The sequence below is a fragment of the Micromonospora sp. WMMD710 genome (assembly GCF_029626045.1).
Taxonomy (GTDB): Bacteria; Actinomycetota; Actinomycetes; order Mycobacteriales; family Micromonosporaceae; genus Micromonospora.
The window spans coordinates 5,465,548-5,489,782 of record NZ_JARUBD010000001.1 but is presented as its reverse complement, the minus strand read 5'-3'; the positions used below and the strand labels follow the sequence as shown (position 1 = coordinate 5,489,782).

Here is a 24,235-nt window from a genome sequence, read left to right as displayed (position 1 = left end):
AGGCGCACAGATGTTGGCGGTTCTGGGGTTCGTGGGCGTCCTGGCGCTGATCACCGGCCTCATCCACCTCTACCTGTGGAAGCGGCTCATCCGGGACACCACCACGCCGGGCCGCTGGCGGCGCGTCGGTGGGATCGCCGCCCTGGTACTGGCCCTGCTCGTGCCGGTCACCCTCGCCGGGACCCAGGCCGGGCTCTACTGGCTCGCCTGGCCGGGCTACCTGTGGCTCGCGCTGATGTTCTACCTGCTCGTCATCCTTGCCGTGCTGGAAGTGCCGATGCTGGTCGCCCGGCTGGTGCTGCGCCGCCGGGTGGTGGCCGCCGAGCCGACCACCGCCGCGCCCGAGCCGGCGCTGGTCGGCGGTGCCGGACCAGCCGACCCGCCGGCCGCCGGTGCCGTCACGGCACCGGACCACGACCCGGCCCGCCGGCTGCTGCTGGCCCGTGGGGCGGCCGTCTTCGCCGGCCTCACCGCCACCGGCATCACGGGGTACGGGGTGCGCACCGCCCTCGGCCCGCCACGACTGGACCGGGTACGGATCCCGCTCGCCAAGCTCCCGCGCGCCATGGACGGCCTGCGCATCGCCACCGTCTCCGACATCCACCTCGGCCCGCTGCGCGGTCGGACGCACACCGAGCGGATCGTCGCCGCGATCAACCGGCTCGACGCGGATCTGGTGGCGGTCGTCGGTGACCTGGTCGACGGCTCGGTGGCCGAGCTGGGATCGGCCGCCGAGCCACTGCGCGACCTGCGCTCCCGCTACGGCAGCTTCTTCGTGACCGGCAACCACGAGTACTACTCCGGAGTGGAGGAGTGGGTCCAGGAGGTCGACCGGCTCGGCCTGCGGGTTCTGCAGAACCGGCGGCAGGAGATCCAGGCCCGGGGCGGCGTCCTCGATTTGGCCGGCGTCAACGACCTCACGGGTTCGGGCACCGGCCTCGCCGCGGGGCCGGACTTCGCCGCGGCCCTCGGTGACCGCGACCCGAGCCGCCCGGTCGTCCTGCTCGCGCACCAGCCCCTGGCGGCGGTGGAGGCGGCCCGGTACGGCGTCGACCTGCAACTGTCCGGGCACACCCACGGCGGGCAGATGGTGCCGTTCAACCTGGCCGTCCGGCTGGAACAGCCGGTGGTCAGCGGTCTCGGCGAGGTCGACGGCACGAAGGTGTACGTGACCAACGGCGCCGGTTTCTGGGGCCCTCCGGTGCGGGTCGGCGCGGAGCCACAGATCAGCCTCGTCGAGTTGCGCTCGGCATAGCGGACGTCACGTCCGCGCGTGGCGGCGGGCGACCGTCACGGCGGGCGTGACAGGATGCGGCGTGCCCCCGTTCAGCGCCGTACCCCCCGGTGGCCTCCCGCCATTCGTCGCGGACCTGCACATCCACTCGAAGTACTCGCGCGCGTGCAGCCGCGACCTCACCCTGCCCAACCTCGCCTGGTGGGCACGGCGTAAGGGCATCGCCCTGCTCGGCACCGGGGACTTCACCCATCCCGCCTGGTACGACCATCTCCGGGAGACGCTGCGACCGGCGGAGCCGGGGCTCTACCGGCTCGACCCGGAGGCGGAGCGCGACGTCGCCCGCCGGCTGCCGCCCCGGCTCGCCAGCGCGACCGACGCGGATCCGGTCCGGTTCATGCTGAGCGTGGAGATCTCCACCATCTACAAGCGGGACGACCGCACCCGCAAGGTGCACCACCTGATCTACCTGCCCGACCTGGACGCGGTGGCCCGGTTCAACACGGCGCTCGGCCGGATCGGCAACCTCGGCTCCGACGGCCGGCCGATCCTCGGCCTCGACTCGCGGGACCTGCTGGAGATCACCCTGGAGGCGAGCCCGGACGGCTATCTGGTCCCGGCGCACATCTGGACGCCGTGGTTCTCCGCGCTGGGCTCGAAGTCCGGCTTCGACGCGATCGCCGACTGCTACGCGGATCTGGCCGAGCACATCTTCGCGGTGGAGACGGGTCTCTCCTCCGACCCGGCGATGAACTGGCGGGTCGGCAGCCTGGACGGCTACCAACTGGTGTCCAACTCGGACGCGCACTCCCCGCCGGCGCTGGGCCGGGAGGCGACCGTGCTGACCGCCGAACGGGACTACTTCGCCGTCCGGGAGGCGCTGCGCACCGGTGACGGCCTGGCCGGCACCATCGAGTTCTTCCCGGAGGAGGGCAAGTACCACGCGGACGGGCACCGGCTGTGCGGGGTCAACTGGTCCCCGGAGCGGACCCGGGCCGCCGGTGGGCAGTGCCCCGAGTGCGGCAAGCCGCTGACCGTGGGTGTCCTCAGCCGGATCGAGGAGTTGGCGGACCGCCCGGAGGGGCACCGGCCGGCGCACGCCCGGGAGGTCACCCACCTGGTGCCGCTGGCCGAGATCCTCGGCGAGATCAACAAGGTGGGTGCCCGGTCGAAGAAGGTCGAGGGGCGGTTCAACGACCTGCTCGCCGCGCTCGGCCCCGAGCTGGAGATCCTGACCACGACGCCGCTGACCGACATCGCCCAGGCCGGCGGTGAGCTGCTCGCCGAGGGCATCGGGCGGCTGCGCCGCGGTGCAGTCCGCCGGGTACCCGGCTACGACGGCGAGTACGGGGTGATCACCCTCTTCGACCCGGCGGAACTGGGTGCGCAGGAGACGCTCTTCGACGTACCCGTGCCGGCGCAGCGCCGGCCCGCGGACCCGGCACCCCGGGCCGCGACCAAGCGCCCGGCGGCGAAGGCGGAGCCGAAGCGGAAGGCTCCAGCCCCTCCGCCCGCGCCGCCGATCGCGCCGCCGCCGTCGCCGCACGAGCCGTTCGAGCCGATGCTCTCCGGCATGGAGGAGGTCGGCACGGGCCTGCTGGACCGGCTGGACGCGATGCAGCGGGTGGCCGCGTCCGCGCCCGGCGGGCCGCTGCTCATCGTGGCCGGTCCGGGTACCGGCAAGACCCGGACGCTCACCCACCGGATCGCGTACCTCTGCGCCGAGCTGAACGTCTTTCCCGAGCACTGCCTGGCCATCACGTTCACCCGGCGGGCCGCGGAGGAGTTGCGGCACCGCCTCGACGGTCTGCTCGGCCCGGTCGCCGAGGACGTCACCGTTGGTACGTTCCACGCGCTGGGGTTGACCATCCTGCGGGAGAACGCCGACGCGGCGGGCCTGCCAACCGGTTTCCGGATCGCCGACGACGCCGAGCGGGCGGCGGCCCGGTCAGAGGCCGGCGACGATCCCGCCGGCTACACGGCGTTGCTGCGCAAGCAGGACCTGGTCGACCTGGACGAGCTGGTGAGCCTGCCGGTGGAGTTGTTGCGCGCCGACCGAAGCCTGGTCGAGCGCTACCGGGACCGCTGGCGGTGGATCTTCGTCGACGAGTACCAGGACGTTGACGCGGTGCAGTACGAGCTGCTGCGGCTGCTCAGCCCCGCCGACGGCAACCTCTGCGCGATCGGCGACCCGGACCAGGCGATCTACTCGTTCCGGGGTGCCGACGTCGGCTACTTCCTGCGCTTCTCCGAGGACTTCACCGACGCCCGACTGGTCCGGCTGAACCGCAACTACCGCTCGTCGGCACCGATCCTGGCCGCCGCCGTGCAGGCCATCGCGCCGTCCTCGCTGGTGCGGGGCCGGCGACTGGACCCGGCGCGGCTCGACCCGGAGGCGCCGCTGGTCGGCCGCTACCCGGCGGCGTCCGTCGCCGAGGAGGCCGACTTCGTGGTGCGTACGGTCGACGAGCTGGTCGGCGGGTTGTCCCACCGGTCCCTGGACTCGGGCCGGATCGACGGCCGGTCCACCTCGCTGTCGTTCTCCGACATCGCCGTGCTCTACCGCACCGACGCGCAGGCCGCCCCGATCGTGGACGCCCTGACCCGGGCCAACATCCCGGTGCAGAAGCGCTCACACGACCGGCTGCGGGACCGGCCCGGGGTGACGGCCATCGCCCGCGAGCTGCGGCACGCCGACGGGTTGGCCGGTTCGCTGGCCGCCCGGGTACGCCTGGCCGGTCAGGTGGTCGCCGAACGGTTCGCGGTGCCCACCCTGGACGGTGCCGGCAGCGCGGTCCGCCCCGAGGACGTCCGCTCGGCCGTGGACCTGCTGACCCCGCTGGCCCGACGCTGTGGCGACGACCTGGAGACCTTCCTGTCGCAGTTGGCCACCGGCGCGGAGGTGGACGCGCTCGACCCGCGCGCGGAGGCGGTCACCCTGCTCACCCTGCACGCCGCGAAGGGCCTGGAGTTCCCGGTGGTCTTCCTGGTCGGCGCGGAGGACGGGCTGCTGCCGCTGCGGTGGCCGGGCTCGACGCCCGACGAGGACGCGATCGCCGAGGAGCGGCGGCTCTTCTTCGTCGGCCTGACCAGGGCTCAGGACCGGCTCTACGTGAGTCACGCCGCCCGTCGTACCCGCCACGGTGTGGAGCGGGAGTCCGGCCCGTCGCCGTTCCTCGGCACGATCGACCCGGGCCTGTTCGAACGGTTCGGCGAAACCGAACCACGCCGCCCCAAAGACCGCCAGCTCCGCCTGATCTAACCCCCACCCCCCACCCTCCCCCGCGATCGTGCACCTTCGGTTGTCGTGATGCGTGGGATGCCCGATCTGTCGGCGCAGGAAGTGCAAGCTGGGCGGGGTGGCGGGGTGGGGGTTTAATTCAGGAGGACGGCTAGCCAGGTGCCGGTTAGCAGGGCTGGGCCCAGGGGAAGCAGGGTCTGCCGGTTCACCTGGCCTGTGCTCAGCAGGGCCAGCACCAGGGCGCCGTGTAGCAGGTGTGGCAGGAGCAGCCCGGTGAGCAGGGCGTCGCGGCCCAGCCAGCCGAGCGGCAGGCCGAGGACGACGGCGAGTTTCACGTCCCCGAAGCCCAGTCGGGAGCCGGGGAGCAGAGCCAGCAGCACGTGCGCCGCGCCGGCGACCGCCGCGCCGGCCAGCGCACCGGGCAGCCGCCCCGGATCGCCGGACAGCAGGGCCGCGCCGGTCAGTCCGACGAGCGCCGTCAGCCCGGCGGCGAGGACGAGCGGGTCGGGCAGCCGCAGGCCGGCCAGGTCGACCCCGGCCAGCACCAGACCCACCGCTGCCACCGCGAGGAAGACCGGCAGCGCCGGATCGTCACCTCGCGCGGCCGCGAGCCCCACGAACACCACGGCCGCCACCGCTGGGCTGAGCCACGCGACGCGCCGCAGCCGGGCCGGCGGGGTCGCGAAGCGCCAGGCCAGCGGGGGTACGACGAGACCGACCAGCCCGCCGAGCACCGCCACCCCGACCAGCGCAGCGGCCGACATGGGCCGGACGTTACCGGCGCTCGCCCGCCGGTGCCGTCCCCGATCGCGATTCCGCGCCCGCCCGGCGGGGACGTTCGGTGCTCACCACCACGGCCACCCCGGCGACGATGACCGCGCCGCCGAGCAGGGTCTGCGCGGTCACCGGCTCGGCCACCAGCAGCGCGCCGAGCGCCACCGCGACCGCCGGGTTGACGTAGGCGTACGTCGAGACCAGCGAGATGGGCGCGTTCTGCAGCAGCCAGACGTACGCGGTGAAGGCCACCAGCGAGCCGGCCGCCATGAGGTAGCCCAGTGCCAGCCAGGATCGGGTGCTGACCGAGGCGGGGTGGAAGTCGCCCAGTTCGCCCCGGCCGGCGGCGACGACGGCGAGCACCAGCGCGCCTGCCACCATCTCGTACACCGTCGCGACGAACGGGTCGGCGGGCATCCGGATCCGTCCGGACAGGAACGATCCGACCGACCAGGAGGCGGCCCCGGCGACCACGGTCAACGCGCCGACCAGCGGCACCGCGCCCGTGCTGTCGTGGGGCAGCACGAGCAGGACCAGACCGGCGAAGCCCACGGTGACCCCGACGAACGTCCAGACCGGCGGACGATCCCCGGTGCCGGAGCGCAGCAGCACGACGAGCAGCGGCACGGTCGCCACCAGCAGCGCGGCGATGCCGGAGGGCAACGCGACGCCGGGTGGCCCGGACTCGGCGAGCACCACCAGGCCGTTGCCGCCGGCGAGCAGCAGCACCCCGACCAGCGCCGCGGAGCCGAGCTGTCGACGGTCCACCCGCAACGCGCCCGGCCCCCGGCGCAGCCGGAGCACCACCGCGAGCACCAGACCGGCCGCGGCGAACCGCAGAGCGGCCGACGTCAGCGGGGGCAGCGTCTCCACGGCGATCCGGATGCCCAGATAGGTGGAACCCCAGAGGATGTAGACCAGGATCAACGCCGTCCAGATCAGGCTCGGCGCGGCACTGGGGCGGCGGACGGCGGGGCCCGCGGCACTTGTCGGAGATGAGCTCATCGGTGGACCACGCTACGGTGACGTCGGAGTCGGCGTCGCGCTGTGGTGGCCGGCCTCTCACCACTTCGTGCAGGAGGGCGGCATGACGAACTACGGACCACCAGGTGGCGGCACGCCCGGGTCGTGGCGTGGGCAACGACCCGACGAGACGCCCGGTTGGCCGGCGCAGCCCTACCCGCCGACCCAGCAGCCCCACCCGCCCGCGCCCGAGCCGTACCCGCCGGTGGTGCAGCCCTATCCGCCGGCGTACACCGGGCAACCGAAGCCCCACCGTGGTGGTGACGGCCCCTACGGTGGCGCACCCACCTATCCCGGCGAGCAGTACCGGCCGGTCGAGGCGGCACCGGCGTACGGCGGACAGCCGTACCGGCCCGACGACCGCCCGTACGGCGCGGATCCCGGGCCGCCCCCGGTCCGCTCCGGCCGAGGGCCGCTGATCTCGGTGCTCGCCGTCATCCTGCTGCTGGTGGTGGCCGGCGGTGGCGCGTTCTGGTTCTTCAGCGGTCGCGACGCCTCCACACCGACGGCCGCACCGACCGGTTCGGCCCCGGCCGCGACCGGTGAGCCGAGCGTGGACGTGACCGAACCGGTGCCGAGCGCGGCGGCTCCGGAGTCGTCGGCCGACCCGAGGTTCGCGAAGGTCGGCCAGTGCGTCCGCAACGACGGCGCGGCCGGCGGCAAGCCCAAGCTGTTGATCAGCGGCTGCGCGCCGAAGTCGTACGAGGTGCTGAGCCGGGTCGACGGCTCGACGAGTGGCGAGCGTGACGCCGAGGCCAAGTGCGCCAAGGTCGAGGGCTACACCAACTGGTACTTCTTCGACAGCGACCTGGACACCCTCGACTTCGTCCTCTGCCTCAAGCAGCGCTGAGCTCACCCACCCCTGGGGATGACATGACGACCTACGGTCCACCGGGTTCCGGGCAGCCGGACGACCCGTACCAGCGCCCGCCGACCGGCTCCGACGGCCCGCCACCGGTGGACCCGACCCTGCCCCAGTGGGGTCCGCCGCCGGGTCAGCCTCCGCAGTGGGGTGCCCCGCCGTCCGGCGACGACCCGACCCGGCAGCAGTGGGCTCCGCCGCCGCCTGGCGCGGAGCCGCCGACCGCGCCGCTGTGGGGTCCGCCGCCGACCTCGGGGCCGGGCTACCCACCGCCACCGGGACCGTATCCGCCGGCCGGCCCCACGCCGGGACCGTATCCGCCGGCCGGGCCGATGCCGGGACCGTTCCCGCCGGCCGGGCCGACGCCGGGACCGTATCCGCCGGCCGCGCCGATGCCGGCGCAGCCGGGGGGCCCGTGGGGTCCGCCGGTGCCCGGCGGGTACGGCGCACCGCCCGCGCCGCCGCCGCCGAGGACCGGCCGCAAGGTAGCCCTGATCATCGCCCTGGTGGTGCTGCTCCTGCTCTGCCCGTGCCTCGGTCTGGCGGGTTGGGCGATCTGGAGGGCCGCCGACGGCGACGGTGGCGCCGCGCCCGCCGCGTCGGCGAGTGCGAGTGCGCCGGTCCTTCCGCCCGCCCTGCCCAGCGACGCGCCGAGCCCGAGTGCGGACGAGGACGAGGACGAGTTCGCCAAGGGTGACTGCGTGGTGAACGACGGCACCGAGGACGACGCGGAGCTGCGCAAGGTGCCCTGCGCTCCGGGCGCCTACCAGGTTCTGCTGCGGATTCCGGCGACCACCGACGGGGACCGGTGCGAGACGCTCGCGCCGCAGGCCACCGCGAACTACGTGCACGACAATTCGATCGACCTGTTCGACTACGTGCTCTGCCTGAAGAAGCAGTAACCGGTAGCCAAAACTAGGGCTGTCTAGCGTGGACGCTAGACAGCCCTAGTTTGTTGTCGACGAATCCCGACACGCCGGTAGCCCCATCTATCCATGTCTAGCCCCCGAGCTAGATGGCCCGATACTGTGCGATGCGTGGATCCGGTCCGCAACCCGTACGCACCGGGCGCCGGCCAGCGCCCGCCCGAACTCGCCGGGCGGGGGCGGGAACTGGACGTCTTCGACATCGTGCTGGAGCGCATCGCCCGCGGGCGCCCCGAGCGCAGCCTGATGCTCACCGGCCTGCGCGGCGTCGGCAAGACCGTCCTGCTGAACACCCTCCGGTCGCAGGCGATCAACCGGCTCTGGGGCAGCGGCAAGATCGAGGCCCGACCGGACCAGTCGCTGCGCCGCCCGGTCGCCGCGGCACTGCACATGGCCGTCCGGGAACTCGCCCCCCGACACCGCGCGCCGGACCGCATCGACGCGTTCCTCGGCGTCCTCAAGGCGTTCGCCCAGCGGTCGGCCCCGACCGGTCGGGCCGGCGCGTCCCCGAAACTACGGGACCGGTGGCAGCCTGGCATCGACGTGCCCGCCGCCAGCGGCCGGGCCGACTCCGGCGACATCGAGATCGACCTGGTCGAGCTGCTCAGCGACGCCGCAGCCGTGGCCAGCGACGTGGGCACCGGCATCGCCATCTTCATCGACGAGATGCAGGACCTCGGCCCGGAAGACGTGTCCGCGCTCTGCGCCGCCTGCCACGAGCTGTCCCAGCTCGGCGCGCCGCTCATCGTCGTCGGCGCCGGCCTGCCGCACCTGCCGGCCGTGCTGAGCGCCGCCAAGTCGTACTCCGAACGGTTGTTCCGCTACCAACGCATCGACCGGCTCGACCGGATCGCCGCCGACCAGGCGCTCTGCGCGCCGGCCGATCGGGAGGACGTGGAGTACGAGCAGAAGGCGCTCGACCTGCTCTACGAGAAGTCCGGCGGCTACCCGTACTTCGTCCAGGCGTACGGCAAGGCGACCTGGGACCATGCGCCGCGCTCCCCGATCACGGCAGCCGACGTGCGGGTCGCCGCACCGGAGGCGGAGGCAGAGCTGGCGGTCGGGTTCTTCGGTTCGCGGTTCGAGCGGGCCACCCCCGCCGAACGCGAGTACATGCGGGCGATGGCCACGATGTCCCTGGTGGAGGCCGAATCCGGGGGCGCGGTCCGCGACGACATGGACGCCGCGGTGCCGACGGCGGAGATCGCCCGAGCCCTCGGCCGCAAGCCGGCGAGCCTCTCCCCGGCCCGGGACGCCCTGATCAAGAAGGGGCTGATCTACTCCGGCGAGCGGGGCACGGTGGCGTTCACCGTCCCGCACTTCGGCCGGTACCTGCGCACCCAGCCGGCCTGACCGAGCCGCGCCCGATTCCGGGACCAGCCCGATCAGACCCGGGACCAGGGGGCGGGGAAGAGCACCTCGCCGCGTGGCGGCGGCCCGTCCTCGCTGGTCGACGGCGGCAGCACCAGCGCCTGCCAGGGCTCACCGAGGCCGGCCCACGGGCTGGTCAGCCCGAGGTCGCTGGCCGGCCCGAAGCCGAACCGGCGGTAGAAGGCCGGATCGCCGAGGACCACAACCAGACGCTCACCCAGCTCGGTGGCAGCGTCCAGAGCGGCCTGCACGACCGCCGTACCGTGCCCGACGCGCTGTCGGTGCGGCGCCACCGCCACCGGGCCGAACGCCAATGCCTGCGCGGCGGCACCCCGCTCCGGCCGCACCCGTACCCGGCTGAGCAGCGCGTACCCGACCACCTCACCGCCGTACTCGGCGATCATCGCCAGCTCCGGCAGCCAGGCGTCGGTGTCGCGCAACTCGTCGACCAGGAACACCTCCGGCGGCGTCGTCACGTCCGGGCGGGCGAACGCCGCGGCGAGCACCCGACGTACCGGGCCGGCGTCAGCCGGATCCTCGGGTCGTAGCCGCAGCGTGGTCACCCGCGCGACGTTACCCGCCACGGCCCGTCCATCAGCGATGGTCGCTCGAATCGGCGTGGCGACGTGCACGGTCACCAATCCGGATCCGGCGGTTGACGGGGTAGCAAACGCCTCGACGGGGTATGACTGATCCATGACGCCCGTACGCTCCCTCGCCCGCGCCATGTTGAGCGGCATCTTCGTGGTGCAGGGGTATCGCAACTTCCGTAACCCCAGCCGGCTCGTGGTGGCGGCCAAACCGGTGACCGACAAAGTCGCACCGATCCTGCGGAGGGCTCACCCGAGCTTTCCCACCGACACCGAGACGATGATCCGGATGAACGCGGCAGTGCAGGTCAGCGCCGGGCTGATGCTGGCCACCAACCGGTTCAGCCGACCCGCCGCGCTGGTCCTCGCCAGCACGCTGGTGCCGGTGACCATCGCCGGGCATCCCTTTTGGAAGAACGACGACCCCACCGCCAAGAACAACAACGAGATCCACACGCTGAAGAACCTGGGCCTCCTCGGCGGTCTGCTGCTCGCCGCGGCGGACACCGGAGGCAAGCCGGGTCTGCGGTGGCGCACGGGTCATCGCATCGGCCACTCTCGACGTTCCATGCAACGTGCCGTCCGTACGGCCCGGCGGGAGGCCCGGATCGCCGTCCGGTCCGCCGCCACCGCACGCCGCCTCCCCGGCTGACCTGCGTCGATCCCCCTCGGTGCCACCCCCGCCCCTCGCTAAGGCCACGAATTACCTGAACCACCCGGTAGGCGTTAACGCGGTGGAAATGTCAAAAACATGTGTGGGATCGGACACGGTCGCATAACGCGGGAGGCACTGACGTGAGGCGCCGTTCTAGGCTCCGTGCAGGACCTGGACGGGTAGGACGACCTTGGTACGGGGGTGGCCACGCCATGCCGACGGCTGTCGGTAGACGGGCGGACCGCCTCGCCCCAATCCAACGCATGACGCGCGGGATCGATCGCAGGAAAGTCGTACGTGGCGCCATCGTGGCTGCCGTCGCCTACGCCGCGTGGCTCGCCATCGGCACCTTCGGGCGTCCGTACAACTTCTTCGACATGAAGATCTACCACGGCGCGGTGGTGTGGTGGGCGAGCGGTCACGAGCTCTACGAGTTCATCGCGCCCGGCACCACACTCGGGTTCACCTACCCTCCGTTCGCCGGGCTGGTCATGCTGCCGATGGCGCAGCTGCCGATCGGCGCGGCCGGCATGGTCAACGCCCTCGGGAGCATCGCCGCGCTGGCCCTGGTGCTGGCCGGGCTGCTGCGGCCCATCGTGGACCGGCTGGGCTGGCCACTGTGGTTCACCGTGGCCGTGGCGGTGCCACTCGCGGTCGCCATCGAGCCAGGCCGGGAGACCCTCGGCTACGGCCAGGTCAACATCCTGCTCTTCGCGTTGATCATGGCTGATCTGATCGGGCTGCGCTGGCGTTCCCGCCGGGGTACCCACTACGCCGCGACGGACGGCCCTCTGCTGCGCTTCATCTACGGCGGCGCCTGGGCGGGTGCCGGCATCGGTCTCGCCACCGCGGTCAAGCTCACCCCGGCGCTGTTCATCGCCTACCTGCTGATCACCCGCCAGTGGCGGGTGGCGGCCACCGCCATCGGCACCACGATCGGCGTGACCCTGGGGACGTTCGCGATCGTCGGCGACGAGTCGCGGACGTACTTCGGCAGCGTGCTCTGGCAGACCGAGCGGGTCGGCGCGGCGGACATGACGCCGAACCAGTCGCTCGCCGGTCTGCTGGCCCGGCTGTACGACTCGATCGAGACCCCGGGGCTGCTCTGGTTCACCTTCTCGGTGCTGATCCTGGCCCTCGGCCTGTCCCGGGCCGCCAGTTCCCGCGCCGACGGTGACGAGCTGACCGCGTTCACCCTGGTCGGCCTCACCGCCAACGTGATCAGCCCGATCTCCTGGACGCACCACCTGGTCTGGGTCATCCCCGCGATCATCGTGCTGGCCGACGCCGCCGTACGCCGCCGCGAGGCGAGCCGAGGGGTGGCGCAGCGGGTCGGTCAGGGCCCGGCGTTCGGTGGGTTCCCCGGCCTCAACGGTCTCCGACCGCCGATCTGGTATCCCACGCTGACCGGGCTCCGGCACGGCGTCGCCGCGATTGGCCTCTACCTGCTGTTCCTGATCTCACCGATCTGGCCGTACGAGCACCAGCTACCCGAGATGTCGCACTACCAGGACGGTCTGTTCGGCGCGCTGATGGAGAACTCGCTGGCGCTGGCGCTGATCGTGCTGGTCGCCGCGCTGCCGTGGCGGCCGGGTGCCGAGCCGGCGTTCTACGGCGACCGGCTCGCCCGTGCCGTGGCGGTCAACGGCCGCCGCTGACCGGTCAGGGGCAGTTGACCCATTCCTCGGTGCCGTCGGCGAAGACCTGCCGCTTCCAGATCGGCAGCCGGGCCTTGGCCTCGTCGACGAGCCGCGCGCACGCGACGAAGGCCGCCGCACGGTGCGCCGTGCTCACCGCCGCGACCAGCGCCACGTCACCGATGGCCAGCGGCCCCACCCGGTGCGAGACCGCCACCGCGTAGACGTCGGGGTCGGCCGCGATCTCGGCGGCCACCTCGCGCAGCACCTGCACGGCGCTCGGGTGCCCCTCGTACTCCAGACGCACGACGGGACGGCCGTGGTCGTGGTCGCGGACCACGCCCTGGAAGGAGACCACCGCGCCGGCCCTGCGGTCGGCGACCGCCGCCTCGTGCGCGGCGAGGTCGAGCGGCTGGTCGGTGACCTCGCTGATGGTGATGGCCGGCGCGGTCACGACGCCCGCTCCCCGGGCAGCAACGGCAGCGGAACGATCGGCACCCGGTCACCCGGCGCACCGCTGGTGCCCGGCCGGATGACGGCGAACCCGTCCGCTCCGGCGAGCCCGCGCAGCATCGCCGAGCCGACGTGCCGCACCGGGTACGCCGCGCCGGTGGCCCGGTCCACCCGGACCAGCGCGAGATGGGTGTGGTTACCGCGACCGGGCACCGCCTCGGCCAGGGTGACCTGCGGCAGCACCGGCATCGGACGACCCTGGAGGCCGGCGAGCAGCGGAGCAACCAGCGACACCAACGCGACGATCGCGGACTGCGGGTTACCCGGCAGCCCGGCCACGAACCGGACCCGCCCGTCGTGACCGACCAGGCGGGCCAGCAGCATCGGGAAGCCCGGCCGGACCGCCACCGTGTTGACCACGTAGTCGGCGCCGAGCGCCTCCAACGTCGGGTGCAGGTGGTCGACCGGGCCGTGCATCGTGCCGCCGGTGGTGCAGACCAGGTCGGCGGTGGCCAGCGCGGCGCGTACGGCCGCCACGTGCGCGGGCAGCGTGTCCGCCACCGGGCCGACCACGTCGGACGGACGCACCTGACAGCCGTACCGGCGCAGCCACGCCGGCACCGCCGGGCCCAGCGCGTCCCGGACCCGACCGGCGGCGGGCGGCCCCGCGGTGAGCAGCTCGTCGCCGAACACCAGCAGCGCGGCGCGCGGCGCGCGCCGGACCCGCAGCGTGTCGTGCCCACAGGAGGCGGCCAGGCCGATCACCGCCGGGTCGACCGGCGTGCCGACCGGCACCAGCTCCTCATCGGCGTACGCCTCCTCGCCCGGCTGCCGCCACTCCGGCGTCGGTCGGGGCGTGCCGCGAACCAGGCCGTCCGTGATGGTCGACTCCTCCACCCGGAGTACGGCGGTGGCGCCCTCGGGCACCATGGCACCGGTCGCGATCTCGACGGTCGTGTTGTCGTCGGTGAGCGGGGCGGGGGTGTTTCCGGCCAGCACCCGACCGACGACCCGCCACGGACCGTCCCCGCGCACCGCCCAGCCGTCCACGCTGGAGGTGGGGAAGGCGGGCAGGTCGGTGCGGGTGGCCAACGGCTCCGCCAGGGTCGACCCGTCGGTGTCGGCGAGCGGTCGGGCGACCACCGGCAGCGCGGCCGCCAGGCCGACGGCGTACACCCGGGACCGCGCCTCCTCCCACCCGGCCGGCGGGGGTGCGGCGACCTGATCTGCGGTTGGTGCCGTTTCCGTGCTCACCGGTCGAGCCTATCGGGACGCGCCATCCCCTGCCGGTGCCTGCCGCGGACCGGTCAGTGCCCGCCGCCGCGAAGCGGTCAGTGGTCGCCCCCGCGAAGCGGTCAGTGGTCGCCGCCGCGAAGCTGGTCGACGGTGTGGCCGAGGATCGGTCCGAGTACGGCCAACCCGTCGCGCGCGCCCCCCGTCGAGCCGGGCAGGTTGACCACCAGCATCCGGCCGGCCACCCCGGCCAGCCCTCGGGACAGCACCGAGGTGGGCACCCGGTCACGGCTGTGGGCGCGGATGGCCTCGGCGATGCCGGGGATCTCGTAGTCGAGCAGCCCTCGGGTGACGTCCGGCGTCCGGTCCGACGGGGTCACCCCGGTGCCGCCGCTGGTCACCACCACGTCGACGCCGTCGGCGAGGGCCGCCCGGATGGCCGCGCCGACCGGCTCACCGTCGGGCACCACCACCGGCTCGTCGACCTCGCAGCCCAGCTCACGCAGGCCGGCGACGAGCAGCGGCCCGCTGGTGTCGGCGTATACGCCGGCCGAAGCCCGGTTGGACGCGACGACGACCCGGGCGCGGATCACGGGCGGTCCTCCGGTCGGACCCACTCGCCGGTCTTGCCGCCCTCCTTGCGCAGCACCCGGACGGCCTCCACCGAGGCTGCCGGGTCGACCGCCTTGACCATGTCGATCAGGGCGAGACCGGCGACGGCGACCGCGGTGAGCGCCTCCATCTCGACCCCCGTGCGGTCCGCCGTGCGGGCGGTGGCCGTGATCTCGACCGTGTCGGCGGTCAGCACCAGGTCGACGGTGACGCCGTGCAGGGCGATCGGATGGCAGAGTGGAATCAGATCCGGAGTGCGCTTGGCACCCATGATCCCGGCCAGCCGGCCCACCGCCAGCGCGTCACCCTTCGGCAACCCGTCGCGGTGCAGCAGGTCGATGACCTCGGGCGTGGTGCGCAGACGGCCAGCCGCGACGGCCGTCCGGCCGCTCACCGGCTTGGCGGAGACATCGACCATGCGGGCCGCGCCGGCACGGTCGACGTGGCTGAGCTGGGCGGGTTCGGTCACGGCCGTGAGCCTATCGGTGCGGTACGACCGACGGGTGTTTCGGAAGGAGCGGCGCCCGACTGCCGACCACGCCGGGTGCTGACGGCGCGAGGCTGTTCCGGGCGCCGCTCCTCCCTCACCACCACCCGCCGCCGAAGTCGCTGGGGGGGGACCTCACGGCGGGCGTGTGTCGACGACCTGGTTCTGCCCCTGGGCAGAACCTCCCCCGTTCGCCGATACGGCGCAGAAGCTACCGGGCCCGGCGATAAGAAATCGATAAGCGCCGTTCGGGCAGGTCAGCGCCCCGAATCCATGGCGCTGCCCCGCAACTCGGCGAGCCGACGCTCGGCCTCCAGACGCTCCGGCACACCCATCCGCCGGAAGATCGCCAGCGCCCGCTCCCAGTGCCGCCGGGCCTCTGCCGGGTCGACCCGGGCGAAGTGCTCGGCGAGGCCGGCCAGAGCCCGCCCCTGCTCGTACGGGTTGGAGATCCGCCCCGCAAGCTGAAGCCCTTCACGGAGAGCATCCGAGGCGGAGGCCGCATCCCCCATGGCCAGCAGCGTGATGCCGAGGTCGTTGAGTGCGGCGCATTGCGCGTGCCGCTCGCCCGAGTCATTGGCCAACTCGAGGGCGGCCTCGTGTTGCCGTCGGGCCAGATCGAATTCATCCAGTCCGCGGTACGCGACACCGAGAGTGTTCCGGGCCTCGGCTTCGCCGTACCGGTGCCCGGTGCGTCGGAACAGCGACAACGAGGAGTTCAACATGATGACACCGCGCCTGAACTGCCCAGTGCGTACGCGTACCGCCGCGAGATGGCTCAGGGCGTTCGCCAGGTGGTAGTAGTCCTGGTTCAGCCGCGCCTGGAACAGGTGCTGCCGGTGAACCTTCACGGCCTGGTCCCAGTTGCCGAGTGAGGTCAGGGCGATACCCAAATTTGGTAGAGCGAGGGGTACACGGTTGTCGTACAGCCGGCGTTCGGCCAAGCTCTGCCGCCCCAGCGCCACAGCCTCTTCGAGATTCCCGCTGAGCCAGTTGACGACGCCCAGGTTCGCTCGGAGCTTGGCCGACTGCTGCCAATCACCCAACCGTTCGAAGATCGCGATAGCCGCGTTGAGGTGCGCGGACGCCAACTGGTGTGAGCCGGTCTTCACCATGGCCGACGCGAGGTAGCTGTGCATTGTTCCGATCGCAGGCTGATGCCCGAGGGCCTCTGCCGAGGCAAGCCCCACCTCGTGGGTGTAGAGGATGTCGTCGAAGTAACCGCGCACATGGTAGAAGCGCCAGAGCACTCGAGACAGCTTCCACACATGGTGGTGAAGTCCATGCTCGGCGCCGAGGCCCACCAGCATCGCAAGGTTCACACGCTCCCGTTCGAGCCATTCGACCCCGGCGACACAGTCGGGACCAATGAGGTCGGGACGCGGAGGCGGACCCGCGTCGACCTCGCCAGGGACGTCGACGGAGTGATGGAGTTCCTTGGCGGCCTCCAAGGATGCGTGGAGGGCGAAGTCCAGTAGTCGCGACACGGCCATCAGGGCGCCTTGGGGTCCATCCGATGCCAGCAGCTGCGAGCGCGCGTACTGACGGAGAAGGTCGTGTAGCCGGTACCGACCCCCCTCGGTCTCCTCGACCAGGTGCCGATCAACCAGATCGTCGAGCAGCCACACGGTGTCGGCGCGGGGCAGATCGAGCAGCGCGGCGACCATCTCGGCGCTCAGCTGCCCAGCGTGGACGCTCAACAGCCGGAAGGCCCGCTTCGCAGGCTCGGGTATCGACTCGTACGACGTGGCGAATGCCCTCGCGAGGGTCCGGTCGCCCACGTGCAGCTGGTTGAGCGGTGGTGGTTCGGCGGCCAGCAGTGTCGCGAGTTCCTTGATCCTCCGCGCCGGTCGGTGTGCGAGGCGGGAACCAGCGAGCCGAATCGCCAAGGGGAGGTACCCGCACCGGCGCACGACCTCGGCGGCCGCCCTCGGATCGGACGCGACCCTCTCCACACCGGCACTTTGCGACAACAGCGCCAGCCCTTCCTCCAGAGTCATCAGGGGCAATGACTCGGGTGGACCGACGTCCAGCTCAGCCAAGCGCCGACGGGAGGTCACGAGCACGACGGCGCCGGGATGGGTTGGCAACAGGGGGAGGATCTGCGTGCTGTCGGCGACGTTGTCCAGGACGAGGACGGCCTTCCTGGCCCCCAGTTCCCGCCGCCACAACTCGGCGCGATGATCCAGCTCGGCCGGAATGCGGCCACCCGGGACGCCCAACTGGCGAAGCAGGGTGAAGAGCGCCGCGAGCGGCTCGACCGCGTCCTCATCCCCGTGCCCCCGCAGATCGACGAAGAGTTGAGCGTCGGGGTAGCTCGGAGCGAGCTGGCGTGCCACATGCAGGGCCAGGGTGGTCTTACCGCTTCCCGCCATTCCATCGATGACGAGGACCGCCGAGCAGCGGCCCTGCACTCGTGCGACCTGCTCGTGCAGACGGCGGACGCACTGTTCGCGGCCGACGAATTCGATCACGGATCGGGGAAGCCAGTCGACAGGCGTCCAGCCACCGTCGACGGCGGCGTCGGCCTGGGACCGACCGCCGTCGCCAGGATTGGACAGGCCGGGTCCGATCGACCTTCGGACCCGACGCTTTTCAGCCTCGTACAGCGCGGAAAGCTCCGCACCGGGTGCGACGCCGAGCTGCTCGTGGAGAATTCGGCGAACCTCGTGGTACGTCTCGACCAGTCCCGCGGTGTCACCGGTTCTCTGGAGCGCTCGCATCAGCAGCAGCCGAGCAGATTCGCGAAGTGGATGCTCGGCGATCACCCTCCGCAACAATGGCACTGCCCGCCGGACTCGGTCGTTCTGTATCTGCAGATCCGCGAGGAGTTCAACGGCGAGTAGGCGCTCCTCCTCCATCGCCACCCGCTGCCGAAGCCGGCGCGCGGTCGACCGAATCGGCGGATGAGGTGCGACGCTTCAGTGCCCACACTGATGGTCGAGGCCCGGGCAATCGGCGATTCGAGCGACATTCAGCGACGGCGACGTTGCGCCGAGGGAACAGCTCAACGCTCTCCGCACCGAAGTGCGAACAGAATGTCACTAATCGCCACTGAATTAACTAATATTGAGGATACCGACATTTATCGTCCCTAACCAGGGCCTACCCCACTTAAGCTCCTTTCGAAGGTCCGGCCGCCCACCGAGATGGGCGACCGCACGAAAGGAAAGGAGCAGGTGAAATGCGCGGTAACGAGTGGGGCTGACATCGACGCAGGACTTCCGCGTCACACAGAGGTATGGTTCGAGCACTACAGGCGTGGTCATCCAGGAGTTGCGTGACCTCTTCACGACGACGCGAGGGCGGGACCGACCGACGGCTACGGCCGCTCGTCGGTCTCCTCGTCGTTGCCGCCACGCTCGTCACACTCGCTTCCCTGAAGGTGATACTGGCCCCTACGCCGGAGGCTGCAGCACCTGACGCAGCGACCCTGGTGACGCTCACCTTCATGATCGCCGTGGGGACGTTCGTCAAGGCGCGCGTGCGTGTCCGCTCCACCGTTCATCTGATCAGTTGGAGCGAGGCAGCCATCGTCATAGCGGCTGCCATTGCACCCATACCCTGGGTCGTCATCTGCACATGCGTCGGAATCACCCTCGCATCCATCCGTCTGCCACCGATCAAGCTGACCTTCGGCGTCAGCAAGAACATCCTTGTCGCAGCTGGCACGGGCCTGACGTTCACCATGCTCGGCTGGAACTGGCCCACCATGCATGCCCCGCAACTGGTGGCGATCCTGGCTGCCGCCTACCTCTCCGCCGCGTTGCTCGACGAAGCGTTGGCGATTCCCGTGATCGCGCTGGCATCCGGGACCAAGGTCTCATCGCAATTCAGAAGCAACCTGGACCTCCGACTCGCCGGGTACGGGGTCCGATTCCTGGTGGCCACGTGCACTCTGGTCATCCTTCAAGCAGAACCCCGACTCCTGCTCGCCGTCCCACCCCTGGTCCTGAGCCTGCACCTGGCCTACTCCGCGCGCATCCGGGGTCGCACCGAGCAGCAGGCGTGGCAGCGGCTGGCCCGCACCACCGACGCGCTCAACGTGGTCGATCTCGACGAGGTCCTCACCACCGCCGTCACCCAGGCCGCCGAGCTGTTCTCCGCCGACGAGGTCGAGATCGAGCTGCGCGACGGCACCAGGACCGTGCGCGGCGGCACCGGCGGCATCACCTTCGACGGGCCGACCGGCACACCCACCGACGTGGACGGCACCATCGTGCCCACACCGCTGGAGGGTCACGACCGTTCCGTCGACGTCGGCGTGCTGCGGCTGCGTTTCCGGGGGCCCGTCCAGCTCTCCGAACGGGAGCAGTACACGCTGCGCACGTTCGCCTCCGCGCTCTGCACGGCGGTCCGCAACGCCCAGGCGTACGCCGAGCTGGCCCGGGTGGCCGACGAGCACGCGTACGCCGCCGCGCACGACGCGCTCACCAACCTGGCCAACCGCCGGCACCTGCTCGACCAGGGCACCGAGCAGTTGAGTGCCCGGCACGCCGACGGGGTGACCGCGCTGGTGCTGATCGACCTCAACCACTTCAAGGAGGTCAACGACACCCTCGGGCACGCCGCCGGTGACCAGGTGCTGGTGCAGGTCGCCGACCGGCTGAGCAGGGCCGCCCAGCCCAGCGATCTGGTGGCGCGCCTCGGCGGCGACGAGTTCGCCGTACTCCTGCGCGGGCTGCCGGCCCCGGCGGTGGCCGCGCACCGGGCCGAGGCGCTGCTCGCCGCCCTGCACGAGCCGTTCGAGCTGGACGGCATGCGGATCAGCGTCGAGGCCAGCGGCGGGATCTCCGTCGCCCCGACCAGCGGCGGCATGGCCGAGCTGCTGCGCCGCGCCGACGTGGCGATGTACCAGGCGAAGCGTGCCGGCCTCCGGATCTCCACGTACGCCCCGACCCGGGACACCGCCGATCTGGGTCGACTCACCCTCGGCGGTGACCTGCCACGGGCGGTCGCGGACCACGAGTTCGTCGTCAACTTCCAACCGATCGTCGACCTGGGCACCGGCGAGGTGACCAGCGTCGAGGCGCTGGCCCGCTGGCACCACCCCACCCACGGCATGATCGACCCGCTGCGCTTCCTGGAGGCGGTGGAACGCTCCGGACTGCTGCCCGCCTTCGCCGAGGCGATCCTCGACCAGGCGCTGATCGCGGCGGGCAGTTGGCGCGACGCCGGCTTCGACGTACCGGTCGCCGTCAACGTGTCCCCGCGCAGTCTGCTCGACGCGCGCTTCCCGGGCTCGGTGCTGGCCCGCCTGCGCGCCCACGACCTCCCACCGGACCGGCTGGTGCTGGAGTTGACCGAGACCCTGACGCTCAGTCAGCTCGACGTGGTCGACCAGGTGCTGAGCCGGCTGCGCGAAGAGGGCGTCCGGCTGGCGTTGGACGACTTCGGCACCGGCTACTCCTCGCTCTCCCTGCTCTCCCGGATCCCCGTACACGAGCTGAAGATCGACCGTAGCTTCGTCACCACGATGGAGAGCTCGGCGGAGGCCGCCGCGGTCATCCGTTCCACCCTCGACCTGGGCCGCAGCCTCGACCTGGTCGTGGTCGCCGAGGGGGTGGAGAGCGAGCCGCAGCGCCGCGCCCTCTGGGAGCTGGGCTGCGTCGCCGGCCAGGGGCACCTGTTCGCCCGGCCGATGCCGGCCGGCATCCTCCTCGCGGCCCTGCAACGTGGCTCGGGCGGCCGCCCGGGGGCCCTGGCCGCACCGCTGCACGACGCCGGCGCGGTGATCCGGCTGAGCCAGACCCGCCGCCAGGGCGGCCGCACCCGTCTGCCGCACCTCCCGGCCTGACCGGGCACCGACCAGCTCCTTGATCACTTGATGCTGAGTAGTTGTCGGGGGATCGTTCCGACTACTGAGCATGATGTGATCAAGGGGAGCAGAAGCGAAGCGGGAGGAACCCGGTCTGCCAGACTGGCGGCCGTGATCGCCGACGACCCCACCGACCGCCGTCGACGCTGGCACTGGCGGACCCTCGACACCGCCGCCGGCGGGCTCGCCCTCGACCTCGGCCTGTACGGCGTCTCGGCCATCTTCGCCGCGATCACCGCCGTCACCTCGACGCTACTGCCACACCGCGCCTGGGGCTCGGTCGCCGCCGTCGGTTACCTGGTCGCGACGCTGGCCGTGATCGTCCAGCTCCTGCTGCACCGCCGCAACCCGACCTCCCGCCTGGCCGGCCTACCCGCCCGCTGGACGGTCACCGCCCTCACCTGGGGGAGCACCGCGCTGCTACCCGTCGTCTGGCAGAGCATCGAGCGCACCGCCGGGCGCACCGACCGGGCCCAGGAGGAGGTGCTGGTCGTGGAACACGCGGGCGCCCGCCTGGTGGAACACGGCACCCCGTACCTCGGCCCCGACGCCATCGCCGCCCTCCCGCCCGGCGAGCAACTGCTCGGGTACACCCCGTACCAGCCGGGCATGGCGCTGTTCGGCCTGCCCAGAGCCCTGATCGACACCTGGTGGACCGACGCCCGGGTCTGGTTCGCGGTGGGCACCGCGCTGGCCCTCGCCCTCGCCGTGGCCGCCCTGCGCCGCACACCGACCACCGCCGGCCCCGCCACTGCGAACCCCCGTCGCGACGCCGCGCTGCTCCGCGGCGTGCAGGCCGCCACCGTCCTGCCCATCTGCGCCCTCACCCTCGCCACCGGCGGCGACGACATTCCCGTACTCGCGCTCTGCCTGCTGGCTCTCGCGCTCGCCGCCGCCGGCCGGCCCGGCCGGGCCGGCCTCGCGGTCGGGCTGGCCGGCGCGCTGAAGCTGTTCGCCTGGCCGGTCGCCCTGGTCCTGATCGTCTGGGGTCTGACCCGGCGAGCCGGCACGCGCGTCGCCATCGGCGCGATCGGACTGCCCATCGCCGCACTGCTCCCGGCCCTGCTGGTCGACCGCGACGCCCTGACCGAGAACGTCCTCCGCTTCCCTCTCGGCCATGGCCTGGTGACCAGCCCCGCGCAGTCCCCGTTCCCCGGACACCTGATCGCCTCGGCGCTGCCCGCCGGCCGGCTCATCGCCGCCGCGCTGCTGGTCGCGGCCGGCGTGGCCATCGCCGTCCGGCTCGCCCGCCGACCGCCCCGCACCGCCGTCGCCGCCGCACTGATCTGCGCGTACGGGCTGCTCGCCGCCATCGCCCTGATGCCCTCGACCCGCTTCGGCTACCTGCTGTACCCGCTGGCCCTGCTCACCTGGGCGCCCGCCCTGCACCGGCCGAGCGTCGCCACGCCCGCGGAGCTGTCCGGTCGGGCCAGTTCGGCGTAACTGTCCGGCGGAACCGCCCGCCAGGGCGTACACCTGAAGGCATGACCACCTACCGCGACCGCGCCGAGGCGGGCCAGGTGCTCGCCGAGCGACTCACCGCACTCATCGGCGAACCCGACGTCGTCGTCCTCGGCCTGGTCCGCGGTGGTGTGCCGGTCGCCCGGGTCGTCGCCGAACGGCTCGGCGCCCGGCTCGACGTGCTGGTGGTCCGCAAGCTCGGCATGCCGTGGGCCCCGGAGGTCGCCTTCGGCGCACTCGGCCCGGACGGCGTGCAGGTCCTCAACGACGCGGTGGCCAGCCGACTCAGCAGCGACGACATCACCGAGGTCAGCCACCGCGAAGAGGCCGAGTTGGAACGCCGCGAACGTCTCTACCGCGCCGGCCGCCCCCCACTCGACCTCACCGGGCGGATCGCGGTCATCGTCGACGACGGCCTCGCCACCGGGGCCACCGCACGCGCCGCCGTGGAGGTCTCCCGCCAGCTCGGCGCCCGCCGCGTCGTGGTCGCGGTCCCGGTCGGCGCACAGGAGGCGTACGAGCTGCTGGCCGCCGAAGCCGACCAGGTCGTCTGCGCCCAACGCCCGGCCGACTTCGGCGCGGTCAGCGTCTACTACGACGACTTCCACGAGGTGTCCGACGACGAAGTCACCGAGGCGCTCACAGCAACTGCGTAGCTGCACCGGGTACCGTCGGGCGATGAATAGTCTTACCTGTCCCAAGTGCCACGGAGAAATGCGTCAGTACGAGCGCAGCGGTGTCGTCATCGACCAGTGCGGGGAGTGCCGGGGCATCTTCCTGGACCGCGGTGAGTTGGAGAAGCTGTTCGAGGCGGAGGCCAACTGGAGCCGCCAGCAGGCCGGCGGCCCGCCCCCGGCTCCGGCCCAGCAGCCCGGCGGCTACCCGCCCCCGCACGCTCCGGCCCAGCACCAGCCCGGCTACGGCGCTGTCCCCCCGCCGCCCCCGCCGCCCGCCCACGGCTACCCGCCGGCACCGGCGTACGGCCACCGACAGCACCAGGGCTACCACGGGCACTACCGGCGCAAGAAGAAGAGCTTCCTCGACGAGATGTTCGGCTGAACCAGGCCCGCCTTCCCGCCCGGGTCGATCCGCGCGTCGGCCCGGGCACTTCGTTCGCCGCGAGCGGTTGGCGGGTACGACGGTCCGTGCGAGGCTGCAACGCATGACGGCGATCCGGCCGGAGCAGGCGCTCGCTCAGGCCTACGACGGAATCACCGCGGTGGTCCGCGACCTGGACGACGCGGCGCTGCAACGCGCCACCCGATGTCGGGGGTGGCTCGTCGCGGATCTGCTCCTGCACGTCCTCAGCGACGCCCAGCGCGCCCTGGTGACGCTGGCCAGCCCCGTCGACGGCCCTGCCGACGTGGACGACGTGAGCTACTGGCGCGACTTTCCCGGCACCGGTGACGAGGGCGACCGCCACGCCTGGTGGGTCCGCCGGTCGGCCGCCGCGTTCGACCGCCCGAGCGGGATCGTCCGACTCTGGACGGACACCGCCCCCGCCGCCGTCCGCGCCGCCGCGGCAGCCGACCCGGCCGGGCACGTGACCACGCAGGGCCACGTGCTGCGCGTACCGGACTTCCTGGCCACCCTGACCACCGAAGCCGTCGTGCACCATCTGGACCTCACGCCGGACCTGCCCGACGCGCCGCCGCCCGGCCCACTGGCGGTACGCGTCGCGGTGGCCACCATGGACGGCCTGCTGAGCGATGACACGGTCCGCCCCGCCGCGTGGGACGACCACGAGTTTCTCCTGAAGGCCACCGGGCGAATCCCGCTCACCGACCGGGACCGGCTGGAGCTGGGCGAGTCGGCGGGTTGGTTTCCGCTGCTCGGTTGACCGGCTGGTGCTCAGTCG

At 72.3% G+C, this 24,235-nt stretch carries 19 protein-coding genes and 1 pseudogene; 12 read left to right on the top strand and 8 right to left on the bottom strand.

The features are described from left to right. Positions 1 to 10: 10 nt before the first annotated feature. A complete protein-coding gene (locus tag O7620_RS25380; protein WP_278125561.1) occupies positions 11 to 1,255 on the top strand; it encodes a metallophosphoesterase in 1,245 nt (414 codons plus the stop codon). A 61-nt stretch (positions 1,256 to 1,316) separates the two neighbouring features. Then, entirely contained in the window at positions 1,317 to 4,496 is a 3,180-nt protein-coding gene (locus tag O7620_RS25375; protein WP_278125560.1) for a UvrD-helicase domain-containing protein, read from the top strand. Between the two features lie 113 nt (positions 4,497 to 4,609). Here the strand turns inward: O7620_RS25375 and O7620_RS25370 are convergent, their stop codons facing one another. Beyond that, on the bottom strand, positions 4,610 to 5,239 hold the full coding sequence (locus O7620_RS25370) for a prepilin peptidase (RefSeq protein WP_278125559.1): 630 nt from the start codon (positions 5,237 to 5,239) through the stop codon (positions 4,610 to 4,612). Positions 5,240 to 5,249: 10 nt separating this feature from the next. Then, positions 5,250 to 6,254 (bottom strand): EamA family transporter, encoded by a 1,005-nt coding sequence (locus O7620_RS25365; RefSeq protein ID WP_278125557.1) that lies wholly within the window; start codon positions 6,252 to 6,254, stop codon positions 5,250 to 5,252. Positions 6,255 to 6,678: 424 nt separating this feature from the next. Here O7620_RS25365 and O7620_RS32125 point away from each other — a divergent pair. From O7620_RS32125 to O7620_RS25350, 3 genes and pseudogenes are all read left to right on the top strand, one after another. Next, positions 6,679 to 7,122, top strand: a pseudogene (locus O7620_RS32125) (hypothetical protein); the annotation flags it as partial. A 503-nt stretch (positions 7,123 to 7,625) separates the two neighbouring features. After that, positions 7,626 to 8,036, top strand: a complete 411-nt coding sequence (locus O7620_RS32120) for a hypothetical protein (protein WP_347403802.1) — start codon at positions 7,626 to 7,628, stop codon at positions 8,034 to 8,036. 135 nt (positions 8,037 to 8,171) lie between these two features. Continuing rightward, positions 8,172 to 9,413 (top strand): ATP-binding protein, encoded by a 1,242-nt coding sequence (locus O7620_RS25350; RefSeq protein WP_151487650.1) that lies wholly within the window; start codon positions 8,172 to 8,174, stop codon positions 9,411 to 9,413. Between the two features lie 32 nt (positions 9,414 to 9,445). On the opposite strand, the gene O7620_RS25345 is transcribed toward O7620_RS25350, so the two are convergent. Beyond that, positions 9,446 to 9,994 (bottom strand): N-acetyltransferase, encoded by a 549-nt coding sequence (locus O7620_RS25345; RefSeq protein ID WP_278125551.1) that lies wholly within the window; start codon positions 9,992 to 9,994, stop codon positions 9,446 to 9,448. A gap of 133 nt (positions 9,995 to 10,127) precedes the next feature. On the opposite strand from O7620_RS25345, the gene O7620_RS25340 reads away from it, so the two are divergent. Continuing rightward, the gene (locus O7620_RS25340; RefSeq protein ID WP_278125549.1) at positions 10,128 to 10,673 is read left to right on the top strand and encodes a DoxX family protein; all 546 of its coding nucleotides are present in this window, start codon (positions 10,128 to 10,130) and stop codon (positions 10,671 to 10,673) included. 215 nt (positions 10,674 to 10,888) lie between these two features. Then, a complete protein-coding gene (locus O7620_RS25335) occupies positions 10,889 to 12,334 on the top strand; it encodes a glycosyltransferase 87 family protein (protein ID WP_151487652.1) in 1,446 nt (481 codons plus the stop codon). A gap of 4 nt (positions 12,335 to 12,338) precedes the next feature. Here the strand turns inward: O7620_RS25335 and O7620_RS25330 are convergent, their stop codons facing one another. From O7620_RS25330 to O7620_RS25310, 5 genes are all read right to left on the bottom strand, one after another. Beyond that, positions 12,339 to 12,767 carry a molybdenum cofactor biosynthesis protein MoaE gene (locus tag O7620_RS25330; RefSeq protein WP_278125546.1) on the bottom strand — a complete coding sequence of 143 codons (429 nt, stop codon included), beginning with the start codon at positions 12,765 to 12,767 and terminating at the stop codon, positions 12,339 to 12,341. Beyond that, positions 12,764 to 14,020 (bottom strand): molybdopterin molybdotransferase MoeA, encoded by a 1,257-nt coding sequence (locus tag O7620_RS25325; RefSeq protein WP_278125544.1) that lies wholly within the window; start codon positions 14,018 to 14,020, stop codon positions 12,764 to 12,766. Before O7620_RS25325 ends, O7620_RS25330 begins: the two co-directional genes overlap by 4 nt. Before the next feature lie 101 nt (positions 14,021 to 14,121). Continuing rightward, positions 14,122 to 14,592: a MogA/MoaB family molybdenum cofactor biosynthesis protein gene (locus tag O7620_RS25320; protein ID WP_151487655.1), complete on the bottom strand. Its 471-nt coding sequence runs from the start codon at positions 14,590 to 14,592 to the stop codon at positions 14,122 to 14,124. Continuing rightward, a complete protein-coding gene (gene moaC, locus O7620_RS25315) occupies positions 14,589 to 15,080 on the bottom strand; it encodes a cyclic pyranopterin monophosphate synthase MoaC (RefSeq protein ID WP_278125542.1) in 492 nt (163 codons plus the stop codon). The genes O7620_RS25320 and moaC overlap by 4 nt, the downstream gene beginning before the upstream one ends. Positions 15,081 to 15,355: 275 nt before the next feature. Continuing rightward, positions 15,356 to 17,965 carry a tetratricopeptide repeat protein gene (locus O7620_RS25310; RefSeq protein WP_278125541.1) on the bottom strand — a complete coding sequence of 870 codons (2,610 nt, stop codon included), beginning with the start codon at positions 17,963 to 17,965 and terminating at the stop codon, positions 15,356 to 15,358. A 374-nt stretch (positions 17,966 to 18,339) separates the two neighbouring features. Here O7620_RS25310 and O7620_RS25305 point away from each other — a divergent pair, with 374 nt between their 5' ends. From O7620_RS25305 to O7620_RS25285, 5 genes are all read left to right on the top strand, one after another. Next, entirely contained in the window at positions 18,340 to 20,895 is a 2,556-nt protein-coding gene (locus O7620_RS25305) for a bifunctional diguanylate cyclase/phosphodiesterase (protein WP_278125539.1), read from the top strand. A 132-nt stretch (positions 20,896 to 21,027) separates the two neighbouring features. Continuing rightward, the gene (locus O7620_RS25300) at positions 21,028 to 22,359 is read left to right on the top strand and encodes a glycosyltransferase family 87 protein (RefSeq protein WP_278125538.1); all 1,332 of its coding nucleotides are present in this window, start codon (positions 21,028 to 21,030) and stop codon (positions 22,357 to 22,359) included. Between the two features lie 41 nt (positions 22,360 to 22,400). Next, the gene (locus O7620_RS25295; protein WP_278125536.1) at positions 22,401 to 23,033 is read left to right on the top strand and encodes a phosphoribosyltransferase family protein; all 633 of its coding nucleotides are present in this window, start codon (positions 22,401 to 22,403) and stop codon (positions 23,031 to 23,033) included. 22 nt (positions 23,034 to 23,055) lie between these two features. Next, positions 23,056 to 23,436 carry a zf-TFIIB domain-containing protein gene (locus O7620_RS25290; RefSeq protein ID WP_278125533.1) on the top strand — a complete coding sequence of 127 codons (381 nt, stop codon included), beginning with the start codon at positions 23,056 to 23,058 and terminating at the stop codon, positions 23,434 to 23,436. Positions 23,437 to 23,539: 103 nt separating this feature from the next. Next, the gene (locus O7620_RS25285; protein WP_278125532.1) at positions 23,540 to 24,217 is read left to right on the top strand and encodes a maleylpyruvate isomerase N-terminal domain-containing protein; all 678 of its coding nucleotides are present in this window, start codon (positions 23,540 to 23,542) and stop codon (positions 24,215 to 24,217) included. Positions 24,218 to 24,235 lie beyond the last annotated feature (18 nt).

Excerpts from the sequence above, each read along its gene's own strand:
- O7620_RS25380 (WP_278125561.1), top strand. The coding sequence starts at position 11 with ATGTTGGCGGTTCTGGGGTTCGTGGGCGTCCTGGCGCTGATCACCGGC.
- O7620_RS25370 (WP_278125559.1), bottom strand. The coding sequence starts at position 5,239 with ATGTCGGCCGCTGCGCTGGTCGGGGTGGCGGTGCTCGGCGGGCTGGTC.
- O7620_RS25365 (WP_278125557.1), bottom strand. The coding sequence starts at position 6,254 with ATGAGCTCATCTCCGACAAGTGCCGCGGGCCCCGCCGTCCGCCGCCCC.
- O7620_RS25340 (WP_278125549.1), top strand. The coding sequence starts at position 10,128 with ATGACGCCCGTACGCTCCCTCGCCCGCGCCATGTTGAGCGGCATCTTC.
- O7620_RS25335 (WP_151487652.1), top strand. The coding sequence starts at position 10,889 with ATGCCGACGGCTGTCGGTAGACGGGCGGACCGCCTCGCCCCAATCCAA.
- O7620_RS25305 (WP_278125539.1), top strand. The coding sequence starts at position 18,340 with ATGGTTCGAGCACTACAGGCGTGGTCATCCAGGAGTTGCGTGACCTCT.
- O7620_RS25295 (WP_278125536.1), top strand. The coding sequence starts at position 22,401 with ATGACCACCTACCGCGACCGCGCCGAGGCGGGCCAGGTGCTCGCCGAG.
- O7620_RS25290 (WP_278125533.1), top strand. The coding sequence starts at position 23,056 with ATGAATAGTCTTACCTGTCCCAAGTGCCACGGAGAAATGCGTCAGTAC.
- O7620_RS25285 (WP_278125532.1), top strand. The coding sequence starts at position 23,540 with ATGACGGCGATCCGGCCGGAGCAGGCGCTCGCTCAGGCCTACGACGGA.